The organism is Saliniferula longa (assembly GCF_050789285.1).
Lineage (GTDB): Bacteria > Pseudomonadota > Alphaproteobacteria > Rhodobacterales > Rhodobacteraceae > CAVPWP01.
In genome coordinates this window covers 22,884-39,253 of sequence record NZ_JBOUVX010000001.1, presented here as the reverse complement: position 1 = coordinate 39,253, position 16,370 = coordinate 22,884, and the positions used below count along the sequence as shown (strand labels likewise).

At 68.3% G+C, this 16,370-nt stretch carries 11 protein-coding genes; all 11 read right to left on the bottom strand.

Annotated features, from left to right (window positions below; all coding sequences use genetic code 11):
- Positions 1-61 precede the first annotated feature (61 nt).
- Positions 62-622, bottom strand: coding sequence for a sarcosine oxidase subunit gamma (locus ACRDNQ_RS00150; protein WP_431826595.1), 561 nt, complete (start codon positions 620-622; stop codon positions 62-64).
- Positions 615-3,560, bottom strand: a complete 2,946-nt coding sequence (locus ACRDNQ_RS00145) for a sarcosine oxidase subunit alpha family protein (RefSeq protein WP_431826594.1) — start codon at positions 3,558-3,560, stop codon at positions 615-617. The genes ACRDNQ_RS00150 and ACRDNQ_RS00145 overlap by 8 nt, the downstream gene beginning before the upstream one ends.
- On the bottom strand, positions 3,557-3,814 hold the full coding sequence (locus ACRDNQ_RS00140; protein WP_431826593.1) for a sarcosine oxidase subunit delta: 258 nt from the start codon (positions 3,812-3,814) through the stop codon (positions 3,557-3,559). The genes ACRDNQ_RS00145 and ACRDNQ_RS00140 overlap by 4 nt, the downstream gene beginning before the upstream one ends.
- 8 nt (positions 3,815-3,822) lie before the next feature.
- Positions 3,823-5,073, bottom strand: a complete 1,251-nt coding sequence (locus ACRDNQ_RS00135) for a sarcosine oxidase subunit beta family protein (protein ID WP_431826592.1) — start codon at positions 5,071-5,073, stop codon at positions 3,823-3,825.
- 37 nt (positions 5,074-5,110) lie between these two features.
- Positions 5,111-7,195, bottom strand: coding sequence for a dipeptide ABC transporter ATP-binding protein (locus ACRDNQ_RS00130; RefSeq protein ID WP_431826591.1), 2,085 nt, complete (start codon positions 7,193-7,195; stop codon positions 5,111-5,113).
- Positions 7,196-7,256: 61 nt separating this feature from the next.
- Positions 7,257-8,423 (bottom strand): ABC transporter permease, encoded by a 1,167-nt coding sequence (locus tag ACRDNQ_RS00125; protein WP_431826590.1) that lies wholly within the window; start codon positions 8,421-8,423, stop codon positions 7,257-7,259.
- 12 nt (positions 8,424-8,435) lie between these two features.
- A complete protein-coding gene (locus ACRDNQ_RS00120) occupies positions 8,436-9,521 on the bottom strand; it encodes an ABC transporter permease (RefSeq protein ID WP_431826589.1) in 1,086 nt (361 codons plus the stop codon).
- Between the two features lie 128 nt (positions 9,522-9,649).
- Positions 9,650-11,287: an ABC transporter substrate-binding protein gene (locus ACRDNQ_RS00115; RefSeq protein WP_431826588.1), complete on the bottom strand. Its 1,638-nt coding sequence runs from the start codon at positions 11,285-11,287 to the stop codon at positions 9,650-9,652.
- A 167-nt stretch (positions 11,288-11,454) separates the two neighbouring features.
- Positions 11,455-12,687, bottom strand: coding sequence for a mandelate racemase/muconate lactonizing enzyme family protein (locus ACRDNQ_RS00110; protein ID WP_431826587.1), 1,233 nt, complete (start codon positions 12,685-12,687; stop codon positions 11,455-11,457).
- Positions 12,684-13,781 carry a Zn-dependent alcohol dehydrogenase gene (locus tag ACRDNQ_RS00105; protein WP_431826586.1) on the bottom strand — a complete coding sequence of 366 codons (1,098 nt, stop codon included), beginning with the start codon at positions 13,779-13,781 and terminating at the stop codon, positions 12,684-12,686. Before ACRDNQ_RS00105 ends, ACRDNQ_RS00110 begins: the two co-directional genes overlap by 4 nt.
- A 38-nt stretch (positions 13,782-13,819) precedes the next feature.
- Positions 13,820-16,369: a GcvT family protein gene (locus tag ACRDNQ_RS00100; RefSeq protein WP_431826585.1), complete on the bottom strand. Its 2,550-nt coding sequence runs from the start codon at positions 16,367-16,369 to the stop codon at positions 13,820-13,822.
- Position 16,370 lies beyond the last annotated feature (1 nt).

Genomic DNA, 16,370 nt, shown 5'->3' with positions numbered 1-16,370 from the left:
CCGCCGCCATGATCGCAGCCGAAAGGGCCGTTGCGCGTCCGCCTGCGTCATTTCACGTCGATTACGTGCCTGGCCTGCTGCCGCGCCGCGCCGCGACCGCGCGCATCGCGCCTTCGACCTCGTGCAGGATCGTTCCCGCCATCGAGCGGAACGACCACATCTCGAAGGCGCCGTCGCGGCGGACCAGAAGAAGCGGCGCATGGTTCAGAACCGAACGCGCCGACGTTCCGTCGGGCATCCCGGCCAGATCGAGCGGCACGAGACGCGCCAGCACTTCAGGCGCATCGGCGCCCGAAAGGCGCAGACCCACCCAACCGTCCGACTGCTCGGTCACTGCGGCCAGACCGGCCAGCCGTCTCGCGACGACCTCCTCGGACGGGTCGTCGGGATCGAAGAGAAAGGCCACCGCCCGCCCGGCCCAGACCAGCCGCCCGCCCCCCAGCGTCAGGCAGTCGCCTGGCGTGGGAAAGGCGCCCAGCGCGCGGGCGGCGTCGTCCTCGTGCCCGGGATAGGGCGCGATCGCCAGGATGATGCCGGCCGTCAGCGCCTCGAGCCGGCTTTCACCCAGCGCAAGCGGCAGGGACGCGCCGTCGAAGGGTGGGGTCCTGGTCAGGTCAGCCACGCATCCGCCCTCCCTCCAGGTCGAAGAAGACGGGATCGCAGAGCTCGACCTCGGCGCGGATGCCGCGCAGCCCGTCGTCAAGGCGCAGCGTCTCGCCGTGCCGGGCGCGCCCGTCGCGGACCAGCGCAAGGCCGATCCACGCATCGAGGGTGGGCGATCGGCACACCGACTTGACATGGCCCTGCCCCGCATCGGCTCGGGCTGGCGCGTCGGGCGCATAAAGATGCGCACCCGCCGTGATCTCGATCGCCGGGTCGCGCCCGCGGATGCCGACCAGTTGCAGCCGCTCGGGCCCGGTCAGGCCCGGCCTCCGGCTGGCGGCCTTGCCGATGAAGTCCTTGCCGGTCGCCAGCATCCGCTCGAGCCCAAGGTCGAAGGCCGTGGTGCGCCCATCCATCTCGGCATGCGTCAGGTAGCCCTTCTCGATCCGAAGCACGTTGAGCGCCTCCATGCCGTAGGGGCCGCCGCCGGCGTCGGCCGCCGCCGCCACGAGACGGTCGAAAAGCGCGGCGCCATACCCTGCCGGAACGGCGATCTCATAGCCGAGTTCGCCGCTGAACGAGATCCGGAACAGCCGACACACGACACCCCCGACCGTGACCTCGTGGACGCCCATGAAGGGCGGGTCGCCGGGATCGACCCGGGCATCGAGCACCTGGTCGAGAACGGCGCGGGCCTGGGGGCCGGCGACGGCGAACTGCGCCCAGTGTTCGGTCACCGACGCAATGCGCATCTTCCAGTCGGCGCAGAAGGCCTGCTGCACGAAGTCGAGATGGCGCATCACCGGTCCGGCGGCGGCGGTGGTCGTGGTGACGAGGAACCGTTCCCCGGAAAGCCGCGCGCAGGTGCCGTCGTCAAGGACATGGCCGTCCTCGCGCAGCATCAGCCCATAGCGCACGCGCCCCGGCTTCAGCGTCGACATCGTGCCGGTATAGACGAAGTCGAGAAAGCGCCCCGCGTCCGGCCCCTGAACGTCGATCTTGCCCAGGGTCGAGACGTCGCAGACACCCACCGCATTGCGCACCATCGCGACCTCGCGGTCGCAGCTTTGGCGCCAGTGCGTCTCACCGGCCCTTGGGAAATACGACGGCCGGAACCACAGGCCCGCCTCGATCATCGGTGCGCCCATGGCGCGTGTTGCCATGTCCGAGGTCATGCGGCGTTCGGGCGCGAAGCCCCATCCGCGCCCGCCCGCGCCCATCGCGGCGATCGTCACCGGCACGAAGGGGGGCCGAAAGGTCGTCGTTCCGGTCTGGGGGATGCCGCGTCCTGTGACGTCGGCAAGCACCGCAAGGGCCGCGACGTTCGACGACTTGCCCTGATCGGGCGCCATGCCCTGCGTCGTATAGCGCTTCATGTGCTCGACCGAGGCATAGCCTTCCTGCGCGGCAAGGGCCACATCCTTGGTTGTGACGTCATTGGCAAGGTCGAGCCAGGCGCGCGTGCCGCGCCGTCCGTGGCCTTTCACCTCCCAGAGCGGCGCGATCCGGTAGGGCGCGTCCTCGGCCTCGGGCACAGGGGCCGCCTGCGCCCTAACCCCCAACTCGGCCGCCGCTTCGAGAGCGGCCCGGCGTCCGCTCGCAAGGCAGGCCGCGGTCGAAAACAGCCCGCGCGCCGCGCCCGCCGCCGCCAGACCCGGAACCATGCCATCCCTTGGCACGAACGCGGCGATCTCGGGGGTCCAGTCCGGCCGTGCGTTCATATGGCAGGCCAGGTGCAGGGTCGGGTTCCAGCCGCCCGACAGCGCAAGGGTCCGCGCCTCGATCCTGAAGACGCGCGAGCGCTGCCGGATCGTGACTTCGCGCAGGCCGAAGCGCCCGGCGGTGTCCACGACCTCGGCCCCGGTGCGTACCTCGAAGGGCGCCGTCCCGCCGATCTCGGGCCGCGGGTCGACGTAAGCCGCGATCTGCACCCCCTGCCCGGCCAGCGCCCGCGCCGTCTCGAAAGCGGCATCGGTGTTGCCGAAGACCACGACCCGCCCGGGATCGACGCCCCAGCGGTGCCAGTAGGCGGCGACCGCGCCCAGAAGCATCACGCCCGGCCGGTCATTGCCTGGATGGGCCAAGGGACGTTCAAGCGCGCCGGCGGCCAGGATCGCGCGGCGCGCGGTGATCCGCCAGAAGCACTCGCGCGGCAAATCGCCCGGTCGGGCCACATGTTGGCCAACGCGTTCGAGCGCGCCGAAGACCCCGCCGTCATAGGCCCCGGTCACCGTGGTGCGCGTCATCAGCCGGACGTTGGGAAGCGCGGCAAGCTCGGCCAGGACGCCCGCGGCCCAGTCGCGCGCGGGCAGGCCGCCAATTGCGCCGGTGGCCGTGTGCAGCTGCCCGCCCGGCTCGCGGTCTTCCTCGGCAAGGATGACGCGAAGTCCCGCACGGCCGGCAGTCATCGCGGCCATTAGCCCTGTGGGCCCGGCGCCGATCACCAGGAGGTCGCAGAAGGCGAAGGCCTTTTCGTAAACGCCCGCCTCGGGCGTGGCAGGAAGCCGGCCCAGCCCGGCCGCCCGCCGGATCACGGGCTCGTAAAGCCTTTCCCAGAAGGCGCGCGGCCACATGAAGGTCTTGTAGTAGAAGCCTGCGCCGATGAAGGGGGCCGCCCAATCGTTCAGCGCCATGACGTCGAAGCGCAGCGCGGGCCAGCAGTTCTGCGCCCGTGCCTCGAGGCCGCGGTGTAGTTCCTGGAGGGTGGCGCGGATGTTGGGATGGAAGGCGCCGTCGCGGCGCACTTCGACCAGGGCGTTCGGCTCTTCCGAGCCGGCGGTCATCACGCCGCGCGGGCGGTGATACTTGAAGGACCGCCCCACCACCCGCACCCCGTTCGCAAGAAGCGCCGAGGCCAGCGTGTCGCCTTCAAAGCCAAGGTAGGCGCGGCCCTCGAAGCGAAAGCCGACGGCGTTGCCCCGGTCGATCGAATGCCCCTTGCCATCGCGGCGCCTCATCGCGCGCGCTCCAGCGGGACGGCGCCCGTGACGGCATGGGTGACGGTGTCGCGGCTCACGCAGGCCCAGGTGCCGCAGGGCTCGTGGTACCACAGGTCGCGCGTGGGCCCGGCAGGGTTGTCGCGCAGGTGGAGGTAGGCGTCCCAGGCGCCGTCCGGGGCATCTGCTGCCGGTCGGTCGAGGTATGTCGCCGCGCCGAGGTAGGTGAACTCGCGCAGATCGCGGGGGCCGCAGCAGGGACAAGGAATGCGCATGGCTCAGGTCAATGCAGGTTGTGCTGGCTGCCGGTGCCTTCTTCGTCAAGAAGATGGCCGGTCGCGAAGCGGTCAAGCCGGAAGCGGCGGGCGACGGGGTGCGGCACGTCGGTAGCCATCAGGTGCGCCATGCACCACCCCGATGCCGGAACGGCCTTGAACCCGCCATAGCACCAGCCCGCGTCAAGATAGAGCCCTTCGACCGGCATGTGGTCGATGATGGGCGATCCGTCCGGCGTCATGTCCATGATTCCGCCCCAGGACCGCAGCACCTTCGCGCGGCCGATCATCGGCATCAGCGTCATGCCGGCCTCCATCACGTGCTCGGCCATGGGCAGGTTCCCGCGCGCGGCATAGGAGGCATAGAAATCAAGGTCGCCGCCGAAGACGAGGCCGCCCTTGTCGGACTGGCTGATATAGAAATGCCCCATGCCGAAGCTGATCACATGGTCGATCGCGGGCTTCAGCCCCTCGGTCACGAAGGCCTGAAGGACGTGGCTTTCGATCGGCAGGCGCAGCCCAGCCAGCGCCGCCACCTGACCCGACCGTCCGGCCGCGACGATGCCCACCTTCCGCGCGGCGATCTCGCCCCGCGTGGTCGAGACGCCCATGACCTTCCCGCCCTCGATCCGGATGCCCGTGACCTCACAGTTCTCGATCAGGTCGACGCCCTGCCGGTCGGCCCCCCGGGCATAGCCCCAGGCCACCGCGTCGTGCCGCGCGGTCCCCCCCCGCTTGTGGTAAAGCCCGCCGTAGATCGGGAACCGGCCCTGGTCGTAGTCGAGATAGGGCAGGATTTCGCGCAAGTCGTCGCGCCCAAGAAGGATCGCGTCGTCGCCCTGTGCCAGCATCGCGTTGCCGCGCCGCACGAAGGCGTCGCGCTGCCCGTCGGAATGGAACAGGTTGATCAGCCCGCGCTGCGAATGCATCACGTTGAAGTTCAGGTCGTCCTCGAGCCCTTCCCACAGCCTCAGCGAGTGGCTGTAGAATTCGGAATTGCCCGGCAGGATGTAGTTGGCGCGCACGATCGTGGTGTTGCGCCCGACGTTGCCGCCGCCAAGATAACCCTTCTCGAGCACCGCTATGTCGGTGACGCCGTGGTTCTTCGCCAGGTAGTAGGCCGTCGAAAGGCCGTGCCCGCCGCCGCCGATGATCACCATGTCATAGGCAGGTTTCGGGTCGGGCCGGCGCCAGTGCGGCCGCCAGCCGCGGTTGCCGCGCAGACCTTCCGCCAGCACGCGCATCCCCGAAAATCGCATCCGCTACTCCTGCAGGGGCATCGGCCGGCGGGATCGGTCACTCGGCCGCAAGGCGGAACACCGGGGCCATGCCGGCCATCTGGTCTTCCGTCAGATGGCACTTGATCTGGTGACCGCCGTCAAGCGTCCGCATCGGCGGCATCTCGCGGTCGCAGAGGTTTTCGGGCACCTGCCCCTTCCAGCGGCACCGCGTCTGGAACGGGCAGCCCGGGGGCGGGTTCATCGCCGAGGGGATATCCCCCTCAAGCACGATCCGTTGCTTCTCGATCGAGGTGTCGGCAACGGGAACCGCCGACAGCAGCGCCTCGGTATAGGGGTGATAGGGCGGCGCGAAGACCTGTTCGGTGGTGCCCAACTCGACCACATGTCCAAGGTACATCACCATCACCCGGTCCGCGAGATAGCGCACGATCGACAGGTCGTGGCTGATGAACAGAAGCGTGGTGTGGTTCTTGCGCTGGATGTCCATCAGCAATTCGGTCACGGCCGCCTGGACCGACACGTCCAGTGCCGACACGGGTTCGTCCGCGACCACGACCTTGGCATCACCAGCGAAGGCGCGGGCGATGCCCACGCGCTGCTTCTGACCGCCCGACAGCTGCCGGGGCATCCGCGTCGCGAAGGCGCGCGGCAGCTTGACAAGGTCAAGAAGCTCGAGCATCCGCGCCCGCCGTTCTTCCTGCGAATTGCCGACCCGAAAGATCTCCAGCGCCCGCATGATCTGCGCCCCCACCGTCATCGACGGGTTCAAGGTGTCGAAGGGGTTCTGGAACACCATCTGCAGGGACGAGACAGTGTCCATGTTGCGCTGCTGGATCGGGGTCGATTGCACGTTCTCGTCAAAGAGCATGATCTTGCCGGCCGTGGCCGTCTCAAGCCCCATGAGCACCTTCGCGAAGGTCGACTTGCCGCAGCCGGATTCGCCCACGATCGCCAGCGTCTCGCCCTCGCGGGCGTCGAAGGACAGCGTCTCGTTGGCCTTCACCACCTTGGTCGCGCCGCCCGCGAACAGCGCGGACGAGGCGACCTCGTAGTACTTGCGCACGTCGTCCATGCGCAGCACGACTTCGCCGATCTCCGAGGCCGGCACGTCCTTGTCCGCGGTCCAGGGCGCGTCCCAGTCGATCTCGGCGAAGCGCAGGCACCGGCTCTGGTGGCGTTCGCCCCCTTCCACGGTCGCCATGGGAATGTCGGCGCCGTCGCAGCGCCCCGCCGCGAAGTAGTCGCAGCGCGGCCCGAAGTTGCAGCCGGGCGGGCGTTCATGCGGCAGCGGGAAGCTTCCCGGGATGGCCCGCAGCGGGCGCACGCGCTTGTCGGCGCTGGGCAGCGGGATCGCCCGGAACAACGCCTGGGTATAGGGATGGCGCATCCGGTTGAAGACGTCGCGGATGTCGCCGGTTTCGACCGCTTCGCCGGAATACATCACGCACAGCCGGTCGCAGACCTCCATCACCAGGCCAAGGTTGTGGCTGATGAACAGCATCGAGGTGCCGTACTTCTCGCCCAGTTCGCGGACCAACTCGACGATCCCGGCCTCGACGGTGACGTCGAGCGCGGTCGTCGGTTCGTCAAGGATCAGAAGCGCGGGGTTCGCCATCAAAGCCATGGCGATGACGATGCGCTGTTGCTGGCCCCCGGACAGCTGGTGCGGATAGGCGTCGAGGATACGGTCGGGATCGGGCAGGCGCACGTCGACGACAAGCTGGCGCGCCCGGGCGCGCGCCTCCTCGGCCGACATGCCCTGATGGATCATCGGCACTTCCATCAGTTGTCGCCCAACCCGCATGGCGGGGTTCAGGCTGGCCATCGGCTCCTGATAGATCATGGCGATCTGCGATCCGCGCAGGGCGCGCAGTTCGCCCGCGGTCATGGTGGTCAGATCCCGCCCCTTGAAGCGGATCGACCCGCCGACGATCCGGCCGTTGACGCCAAGGTCCTGCATCACCCCCAGCGCGACGGTCGACTTTCCGCAGCCGGATTCGCCCACCAGGCCCATCGCCTCGCCGGCCATGACGGTGCAGGAGAAGTCCATCACCGCCGGGATCTCGCCCCCGCGCGTGAAGAACGAGATCGACAGCCGGTCGATCTCGAGGATCGGGGTCGAGGGGTCCCAGTCGGTCATCGGCGGGTCTCCTTACGGGGGGCGCGGCAGCGGTGGCGGCCGGGTTGGCTGAGGGGCATCGTCAGTCCTTCAGGCTTTCTTCGCGCAGGCCGTCAGCCAGCAGGTTGAGGCCAAGAACCAGTGACATCAGCGCCACCGCGGGCACCACCGCGGCATGGGGATAGACGGTCAGCAGCCTGCGCCCGGCATTGATGGTCGAGCCCCAGTCGGGGCTTTCCGGCGTGACCCCCAGACCGAAGAAGCCAAGCGTGCCCAGCAGAATGGTCGTGTAGCCGATGCGCAGGCAGAAATCGACGATAAGCGGCCCGCGCGCGTTGGGCAGCATTTCCCACATCATGATGTACCACGGCCCCTCGCCCCGGGTCTGCGCCGCGGCGACGTAGTCGCGCGTCTTGATGTCCAGCGTGATCCCCCGCACGATCCGGAACACCGTGGGCGCGTTCACGAAGACGACCGCCACGAAGACGTTCAGAAGGTTCGGCGACATGCCCCAGACGCCCAGCGGATCGGCGTTGAACGCGAGCCCCGAATACGCCCAGAGCCCGACCACGGCCACAAGCCCAAGGTAGAGGTTCCGCTTGGCCGGCTGCGTGAAGAACCGTGCGTTCAGCAGGACCATCACGAAGAGGATCGGCACAAGGAACAGGATCGCGGCCATCACGCCGGGGATCGGCGTCGACTGGATCTCGGGCGCGACCAGCAGGAAGAACAGAAGGATCACCGGGAAGGCCAGCACGAGGTTCGCGACGAAGGTCAGCACCGTGTCGAGCCGCCCGCCGAAATAGCCCGCCGGAAGCCCCAGCGAGATCCCGATCATGAACGAGATGATGGCGGCGAAGGGGGCGATGCGCAGCACTTCGCGCGCGCCCATGACCATGCGCGAGAAGACGTCCCGCGCCAGGGCGTCGCCGCCCAGAAGGTAATGCGGATAGACCCCCTCTGCGGGCATCGCGACCGCCGCGCCCGGCACCGCGTTGCGCATCCCGCTGAGCTGGACCAGCGGATCGTGGGTGATGATCACGCCCGCAAAGAGCGCTGTGAACAGCCAGAACAGCACGATCGCATAGCCGATCATGCCGACGGTGGAATCGAAGAGCTTGCCGTAAAGCCCAAGGTGCCGCCTGAAGCCCAGCGACCCTGCGAAGACCAGCGCCATGGCGACCCACACCGGCCAGAGCCGCACCGCCATTCCCGCCAGGATCTCGAACCAGCCCAGAGGCTCAGTCATTCCGGGGACTCCTCAAGAAATCCGGATGCGTGGATTGAGATAGACATAGCCGATGTCCGAAATCAGCTGCGTCACCAGCACGACGATCACGGCGACGACCGAGCAGGCCAGAAGCAGGTCGATGTCGTTGTTCACCGCGGCCTCGTACAGCGTCCACCCGAAGCCCGGGTAACTGAACAGCACCTCGACGATCACGACGCCGTTCAGAAGCCAGGGGATCTGAAGCATGATGACCGTGAAGGGCGCGATCAGCGCGTTGCGCAGCGCGTGGCGCAGGACGATGTTGGGAAAGCTCACGCCCTTGAGCCGCGCGGTGCGGATGTACTGCTGCGTCATCACTTCGGTCATCGAGGCGCGGGTAATGCGGGCCACATAGCCCATGCCGTAAAGCGCCACCGTCATCACCGGCAGCGTGAAATTCCAGAAGGTGATCTGCTCCAGCGCCGAGCGCGCGTTGCCTTGGAAAAGGACCGGCCCCTCGATCACGCCCCACGTCACCAGAAGCGGCGAAAGGCCCACCGTCGACGACGCGAAAAGCGCGATGAGAACGACGCCCGAGACGTATTCGGGGGTGGCGGTGGTGATGATCGCGAAGGTGGACAGGCTGCGGTCAAGCTTCGAGCCTTCACGCATGCCGGCGAGCACCCCCACGATCAGCGCCATCGGGACCATGACGATGAGAACCCAAAGCATCAGCATGCCCGTGGCGCCCAACCGGTTGCCCAGAACCTCGCTGACATCGGCCCGGAAGCGGGTCGAATGCCCCCAGTAGCCTTGAAGAACGCCGCAGCGCGCCGGCGCGGCCGCGTCCGCCTCGGCGGGGTCGATGCAGCGCCCGCGCAGCGTGCCGTCTTCCGCCTCGACGACCCAGCCCGGCATGACGCCCAGCCATTCGCCATAGCGGACCAGCATCGGCGCGCCATAGCCATTGGCCTGAAGCCAGCTTGCGACCTCGGCATCGCTGATCCGCGAGCCTGCCTGGGTCTTTGCAAGGGTCTCGAGCTTGGCGGGAAGGTTCGTCAGGTAGAAGACCACGAAGGTCAGGCAGATCGCCGAAACGATCATGACGCCGACGCGCCGGGCAAGGAAGAAGATCATCCTGACTCCTGTCTTCGGTGGCGCGGTCCGGGCGGACGGGTCTTTCCCCCGGACCAGGCGGTGCGACGGATCGGATTCTCCGGCATCCGGAGAGGCGCGCGGGGACCCGGCCCCGCGCGCCCGTCGCCTCAGGACATCCAGTAGGACTGGTAGCGGACCTCGAACGTCGGGTGCATTTCCGCCCCCTGCACTTCGGGCCGCGCATTGCGGTAGAGCGACCGCCAGTACGGCTGGATCAGCACGCCATCTTCCTGCATCAACGTCTGGATCTTCGCCATGACCTCTCTGCGGGCATCGGCATCGGCGATGCCGTTTGCCTGATCGAGAAGCGCGTCGAACTCCGCATTTGCATAGCCGGCCTCGTTCCAGGCCACGCCCGAGCGGTAGGCGAGGTTCAGGATCTGCACCCCGAGCGGGCGCATGTTCCATTCCGTCGACGAGAACGGATAGACCAGCCAGTCGTTCCAGAACGTCGCGCCCGGCAGGATCGTCCGCTTGATGTTGATCCCGGCCGCACGGATCTGTGCGGCGACGTTGTCGCAGGTCGCGGCCTGCCAGCTGTCGTCGATCGAGATCAGTTCGAACTCGTGATCGGCAAGCCCTTCTGCGGCGATCATCTCGACGGCCTTGGCCGGATCGAACACCGGCGGCGGAAGCTCGGCGTATTCGGGGTGGATCGGGCAGACATGGTGGTTCTCGGCCACCGTGCCGCGGTCGTTGTAGCCAAGCTGAAGCACGATCGTGTTGTCCACCGCCATCTGAAGGGCGCGGCGGACGTTGACGTTGTCATAGGGCGGCTGGGTCTGGTTGAAGCGCACCGCCAGCGTCGAGGCCGTCACCGCCGAGGTCGACGGCATGCCGATCGACTCGAAGATGTCCACGAAGTCGCCCGTGGTCTGGTACAGGATGTCGATCTCGCCGCCTTCCGCGGCGGCCAGCCAGGCCGCGGGATCGGTGCCCAGATCGACGAACTCGATCCGGTCAAGCCAGGCGCCGTTGCCCTCGTTCCACCAGGTGTGATCGGGGTTGCGCTCGATCACCGCGCCGATGCCCGGCTCGTGGCTGACCGGGCGATAGGCGCCGGTGCCGATCGGGTTGGCGACCGGATCGTCGCCGGTGAAGGAGGGGTGCACCACGGCGGCCGGGTAGTCGGCCGTGCTGACGATGAAGGCGATGTCCGGGCTCGACAGGATCACCCGAAGGGTCAGGTCGTCGACCACTTCGACCGCGCCTTCGCGCAGCTTTCCGTCCTGCGAGATCGCGGCCATCCGCGAAGCCATCGAGTTGCCTTCGACCGAGGCGTCGCACCACCGCTCGAGGTTGTGGGCGACATCCGCCGCCGTGAAGGGATCGCCGTTGTTCCAGGTCACCCCCGGACGCACCCTCAGCGTATAGACGGTGGCGTCTTCGTTGGCTTCCCAGCCTTCCAGCAGGACCGGCTGAACCGAGCCGTCGCGCTCGTAATGGACGAGGTACTCAAGCCAGCCGCGGCAGACGTTGGAGTGTTCCGACCAGTCCCAGGTCCGCGGGTCGCGCTGCGCCTTGATGTCCATCTGCATCCGCAGCGTGCCGCCCATCTGCGGGGTCTGCGCGAAGGCGCGCGGCGCGGCAAGCCCCAGAAGCCCGTAGGCCGTCGGCGCCGCGACCCCCAGCGCCGTGGCGCGGGTCAGGAATTCCCGACGGCTCAGCTTGCCGCCCTTGCACTCGTCCGCGTACATCCGCGCGGCGTCGTGCACGCGCGGCCCGTTCTTGGTTGGTTTGGTCATGGCATCTCCCCTTGTGTGTGTCTCGGCGCTTGCGGAAGCTGTCGCTTCTGCGCCGTTTCTTGGCTGTTGCCGCTTTCGGATGAACCGGCGGATGGGCGTTTGCATCGTGTTCAACAAATCCGACTTGCGGCCAGCATTCAACCGCTTTAGCGCAAGTCACTGATATTTCAGTCTCTTTGCGCACCTCCCCCGAAAGAATTGCCGTTCACGTAGTCACACGGCGCCTCCTGCATCTGAAGATGCAGGGCAGAGTCGTCGTACCCGTTGGCCCGGGCCAGCGCCTCGTCGAAGTCGATCCCCAGACCCGGGGCGTCGGGCGGCGTGAGGAAGCCCTCCTCGACGCTCAGGGTCTGCCCGATGAGCGGGCGGTGGAAGTCGCCGCCCGTCCCGATGCATTCGATCATCAGAAGGTTGGGAAGTGTCGCGGCCAGATGGATGTTGGCCGCCCACTCGACCGGGCCGGCATAGAGATGCGGCGCGACCTGCGCGCCGAAGCCCTCGGCGATGGCGGCGATCTTCTTTGTCTCCCAGATCCCGCCGGAACGGCCCAGCGCGGGCTGAAGGATCGCCGCGGCGCCGGCGCGCAGAACCGCGGTGAACTCGGCCTTGGTGGTCAGACGCTCGCCAGCGGCGACGGGAATGCGGCTGGCCCGGGCGACCTCGGCCATGGCTGCGATGTCGTCGGGGGGGACCGGCTCTTCGAACCAGAGCGGGCGGAACCGTTCGACGGCCGCGCCCAGGCGGATCGCGCCGGCGGCGGTGAACTGGCCGTGGGTGCCCAGAAGGATGTCGGCCCGGTCGCCCACCGCGTCGCGCACGGCGCCAAGCATGGCCTCGCACTGCGCGATGTCGCGCATCCCGGGCTGGTGCCCGCCGCGGATCGTGTAGGGCCCCGCCGGATCAAGCTTGATCGCCGTGAACCCCTGCTTGACCGCCGCATAGGCCGACTCGGCGTTCATCTTTGGGCTGGTCCAGAACGCCTTGGGATCGTGGTGGGCCAGCGGATAGAGGTAGGTATAGGCGCGCAACCGGTCGTTCATGCGTCCGCCCAGCAGCGCCCACACAGGGCGGTCCCGCGCCTTGCCGAGGATGTCCCAGCAGGCCATCTCAAGCCCCGAAAAGGCGCCGATGACCGTGGGATCGGGACGCTGGGTGAAGCCCGACGAATAGGCGCGGCGGAACATCAGTTCGACGTTCTCGGGGTCCTCGCCCGCCATGTGGCGCGCGAAGACGTCGCCGATCACCGCCTTCATCGCGGCCGGCCCGACTGCGGCGGCATAGACCTCGCCGTAGCCATGGATGCCGCAGGCCGTGGAAAGCTTCACCACGATCCAGTAGCGCCCGCCCCACCCAGGGGGCGGGGTGCCGATCACGAAGATTTCGAGCGTGTCGAGCTTCACGGCGCGCCCTTCCCGAAGGCGTCGAACAGGATCACGTTGCGCCGCGACACGCCCTTGCGCGCGTCCTCGATCGCCTCGTTGATCCGCTCGAGCGGATAGCGGTTCGAGATCAGCTCGTCGAGTTTCAGCCGGCCCTGGCGGTAATGCTCGATCAGCCGCGGGATGTCCCGGGCCAGCACGGTCGAGCCCATGCGCGACCCCACCAGGCTTTGCTCGAGATAGGCGGTGTTGCCGGGGTTGAGGTGCATCACCTCGTCGTTTGCCGTCATCCCGGCCATCACCACCGAACCACCCGGTGCGCAGAAGCCCAGCGCCTGCTCGTAGGCGCGAACCGCGCCCACGGTGACATAGACGTAGTCGGCGCCCCGTCCGCCGGTCAGCGCACGCACCTGATCGCGCGCGTCGCCGGCGGTCGCCAGCACGCCGTCGGTCGCGCCGAATTCGGCGGCCGCGGCCAGCTTCTCGGGGGCCACGTCCATGGCGATGACCCGCCGCGCCCCGGCGATCCGCGCACCCTGGACGGCGTTCAGCCCGACCCCGCCCGCGCCGATGACCAGCGCAGTCACGCCGGCCGGCATCTTCGCGCTGTTGAAGACCGCGCCCGTCCCGGTGATGACCCCGCAGGACAGAAGCGAGGCGACGTCCAGCGGCATGTCGTCGGGCAGGGGCGCAAGCTGGCTTGTGTGCACCACGACCTTCTCGGCGAAGGCGCCGGTCGCCATGCCCTGCGTCACCGGCGTGCCGTCCGGCAGGCTGACCGGCGTGTCACGGTAGTGCGGGTCCTCGCAGACCGTCGGCCGCCCCGAGGCGCAGCACGCGCAGTGGCCGCAGGCCCGGATCAGCGTGACCAGCACGCGCTGGCCCTTCGCATAGGCGGTGACCCCGTCGCCAAGCGCCGTGACCCAGCCCGCAGCCTCGTGCCCATAGACCGCCGGCAGCCTGCCGCCCCAGGCGCCGTCCATGTAATGGATGTCCGAATGGCAGATCGCGCAGGCGCCAAGCGTGACCTCGACCTCGCCCGGCCGGGGCGGGGCAAGTGTGACGGTCTCGATGCTGAGGGGCTGGTTGAAGGCGAGGCAGAGGGCGGCTTTCATGGGGATATGTGTCCGGTCCAGGGGTAAGTGTGGGCGTGTCAGCTGCGCATCCGTGCGCCGGTCGGGTCGAAGGGGGGCTGGGGCATGATCCGGGCAGCGCGGCGCTGGCCAAGGATCTCGACTTCGAAGACCCCCGCCTCGGTCCGGGTGGCGAGGGCAGAGGGCACATAGCCCTGGGCCAGCGAAAGCGCCACCGAATGGCCGTATCCGCCCGAGGTGACCCAGCCGACGACGCGCCAGTCGCCGTCGCGGGCGGGGATCGGGGCGGGCAACGTCTTTCCGGTGGCGTCGAAGCGCGGGGCGCCGTGGCCATGGGGCGCGGCGATGGTGCCGAAGTCCCGGTCGCCCACGCGCGCCCAGATCGGCTCGTCGTGGATCGCGTCTGCCCCGTCGGCGTCCACGACCAGCGTCACCCGTCGCAGGCGGGGGCCGGCGTCGCGCTCGGCCAGGGCGGCCTCACGTCCGACGAAGCCCGGCTTGTCGTAGGCCACGAAACGCTCCATCGCCCCCTCCATCGGCCCGTAGATCGGGCGAAGCTCGGCGAACCACGTCGGGAAGTTCCTTTCGAAGCGCATCGACAGAAGCGCGCGCAGCCCGAAATCGCGGATGCCGTGCGGGGCGCCGGCCGTCTTGATCGCGGTATAGATCCGCCGCTCGAAGGCGGGCTTCATCCAGATCTCGTAGCCGAGATCGCCGGTATAGGTGATCCGGTTGACCATGGCGGGGGCCCCGGCCACGTCCATCTCGCGGAAATCGAGGAAACGGAACGCGCCGTTGGAAACATCGCCATCGACCAGCGCGGCCAGCACCTCGCGCGATTTCGGCCCGGCGATCGACAGGCCGACAAGATCGGTCTCCAGCGCTGTCACCCGGACCGATCCGTCCTTCGGCAGATGCGCCCCGAACCAGCGCAAGTGATACTTCGTGGCGGCGAGAGAGCCCCAGATCAGGAACCGCTCGTCCCCCGCGCGGGCGATGGTGAAATCGCCGATGAGCTTGCCCTGCGGGTTGAGCATCGGGGTCAGGACAAGCCGCCCGGGCTTGGGCAGGCGGTTCGTCATCAGCCGGTCGAGGAAAGCCTCGGCCCCCGGCCCCGTGACCTCATATTTCGCGAAGTTGGCGATCTCGGTCACGCCGACGCCCTCGCGCACCGCGCGCACCTCGGCGCCGACATGGGCGAAGTCGTTCGACCGGTGAAAGCTGGGCACGTCATGCGCCTCGTCGGCGCTGGGCGCGAACCACAAGGGCGCCTCGAGCCCCCAGCTGTCGCCCATCACCGCATGGGCGTCGCGCACCAGAAGATCGTAGATCGGCGTCGTGCGGTGCGGCCGGCCCGCGGGCAGTTCCTCGTTCGGGAACCGGATCGAGAAGCGGCGCGAATAGTTCTCGCGCACCTTGGCGTTGGTATAGCGCAGCGTCGCCCAGTCTCCGAACCGGGCCACGTCCATCCCGAACACGTCGTGGCCGGGGTCGCCCGTGGTCATCCAGTTGGCGAGCACCAGCCCCACGCCCCCGCCCTGGCTGAAGCCCGCCATGACCGCGCAGGCCGACCAGTAGTTCGTCAGGCCCGGCACCGGCCCGACCAGCGGGTTGCCGTCGGGCGCGAAGGTGAAGGGGCCGTTGATGATCTGCTTGATGCCGGCCTTCTCGTAGGGCGGGAAGTGGCGGAACCCGATCTCGAGCGAGGGCGCAAGCCGGTCGAGGTCGGGCTGAAGAAGCTCGTGCCCGAACTCCCAGGGCGTCTGCACCGGCGACCAGGGCTTGCAGGCCTTTTCGTAAGTGCCAAGCAGGATCCCCTGCCCTTCCTGGCGGGTGTAGATCTCGCCCTTGAAGTCGATCACGTGGACAAGTTCGCGCCCCGTGGACTGGTTGAATTCGATCACCTCGGGCATCGGTTCGGTCAGCAGGTACATGTGTTCCATGGCCAGGACCGGCAGTTCGAGCCCGGCCATCCGACCGACCTCGCGCGCCCAGAGACCGCCCGCGTTCACCACGTGCTCGGCCCGGATCGTGCCGTTCCGGGTGACGACGTTCCACATGCCGTCGGCGTCCTGCGTCAGCTCGACCACCGGGTTGCGCAGTTCGATCTCGGCGCCAAGGATGCGGGCGGACTTCGCGTAGGCCTGCGTCGTGCCCGAGGGATCAAGGTGCCCTTCGACCGGATCCCAGAGCGCGCCGACGAAGTGCCGTTCGTCCATCAGCGGGAACATCGCCTTCGCATCGGACGGGGTGATGAGTTCGGTCTCCATGCCCAGGTAGCGGCCACGCGCATGGGCCATGCGCAGGAAGTCCATGCGCTCGGGGCTGTCGGCCATCTGCACGCCGCCGACAAGGTGCAGGCCGCAGGACTGCCCCGAGATCCGCTCGAGCTCCTCGTAAAGCGAGATCGTGTAGGCCTGAAGGCGGGCCACGTTCGGGTCGCCGTTCAGCGTGTGAAAGCCCCCCGCCGCGTGCCAGGTCGACCCCGAGGTCAGTTCCGACCGCTCGATCAGCAGCACGTCCGTCCAGCCGGCCTTCGCAAGATGGTACAGGACCGAGCATCCGACGACGCCGCCACCGATGACCACTGCGCGGTAGGTTCGTGTCATG

Excerpts from the sequence above, each read along its gene's own strand:
- ACRDNQ_RS00145 (WP_431826594.1), bottom strand. The coding sequence starts at position 3,560 with ATGAGGCGCCGCGATGGCAAGGGGCATTCGATCGACCGGGGCAACGCC.
- ACRDNQ_RS00140 (WP_431826593.1), bottom strand. The coding sequence starts at position 3,814 with ATGCGCATTCCTTGTCCCTGCTGCGGCCCCCGCGATCTGCGCGAGTTC.
- ACRDNQ_RS00135 (WP_431826592.1), bottom strand. The coding sequence starts at position 5,073 with ATGCGATTTTCGGGGATGCGCGTGCTGGCGGAAGGTCTGCGCGGCAAC.
- ACRDNQ_RS00130 (WP_431826591.1), bottom strand. The coding sequence starts at position 7,195 with ATGACCGACTGGGACCCCTCGACCCCGATCCTCGAGATCGACCGGCTG.
- ACRDNQ_RS00125 (WP_431826590.1), bottom strand. The coding sequence starts at position 8,423 with ATGACTGAGCCTCTGGGCTGGTTCGAGATCCTGGCGGGAATGGCGGTG.
- ACRDNQ_RS00120 (WP_431826589.1), bottom strand. The coding sequence starts at position 9,521 with ATGATCTTCTTCCTTGCCCGGCGCGTCGGCGTCATGATCGTTTCGGCG.
- ACRDNQ_RS00115 (WP_431826588.1), bottom strand. The coding sequence starts at position 11,287 with ATGACCAAACCAACCAAGAACGGGCCGCGCGTGCACGACGCCGCGCGG.
- ACRDNQ_RS00105 (WP_431826586.1), bottom strand. The coding sequence starts at position 13,781 with ATGAAAGCCGCCCTCTGCCTCGCCTTCAACCAGCCCCTCAGCATCGAG.
- ACRDNQ_RS00100 (WP_431826585.1), bottom strand. The coding sequence starts at position 16,369 with ATGACACGAACCTACCGCGCAGTGGTCATCGGTGGCGGCGTCGTCGGA.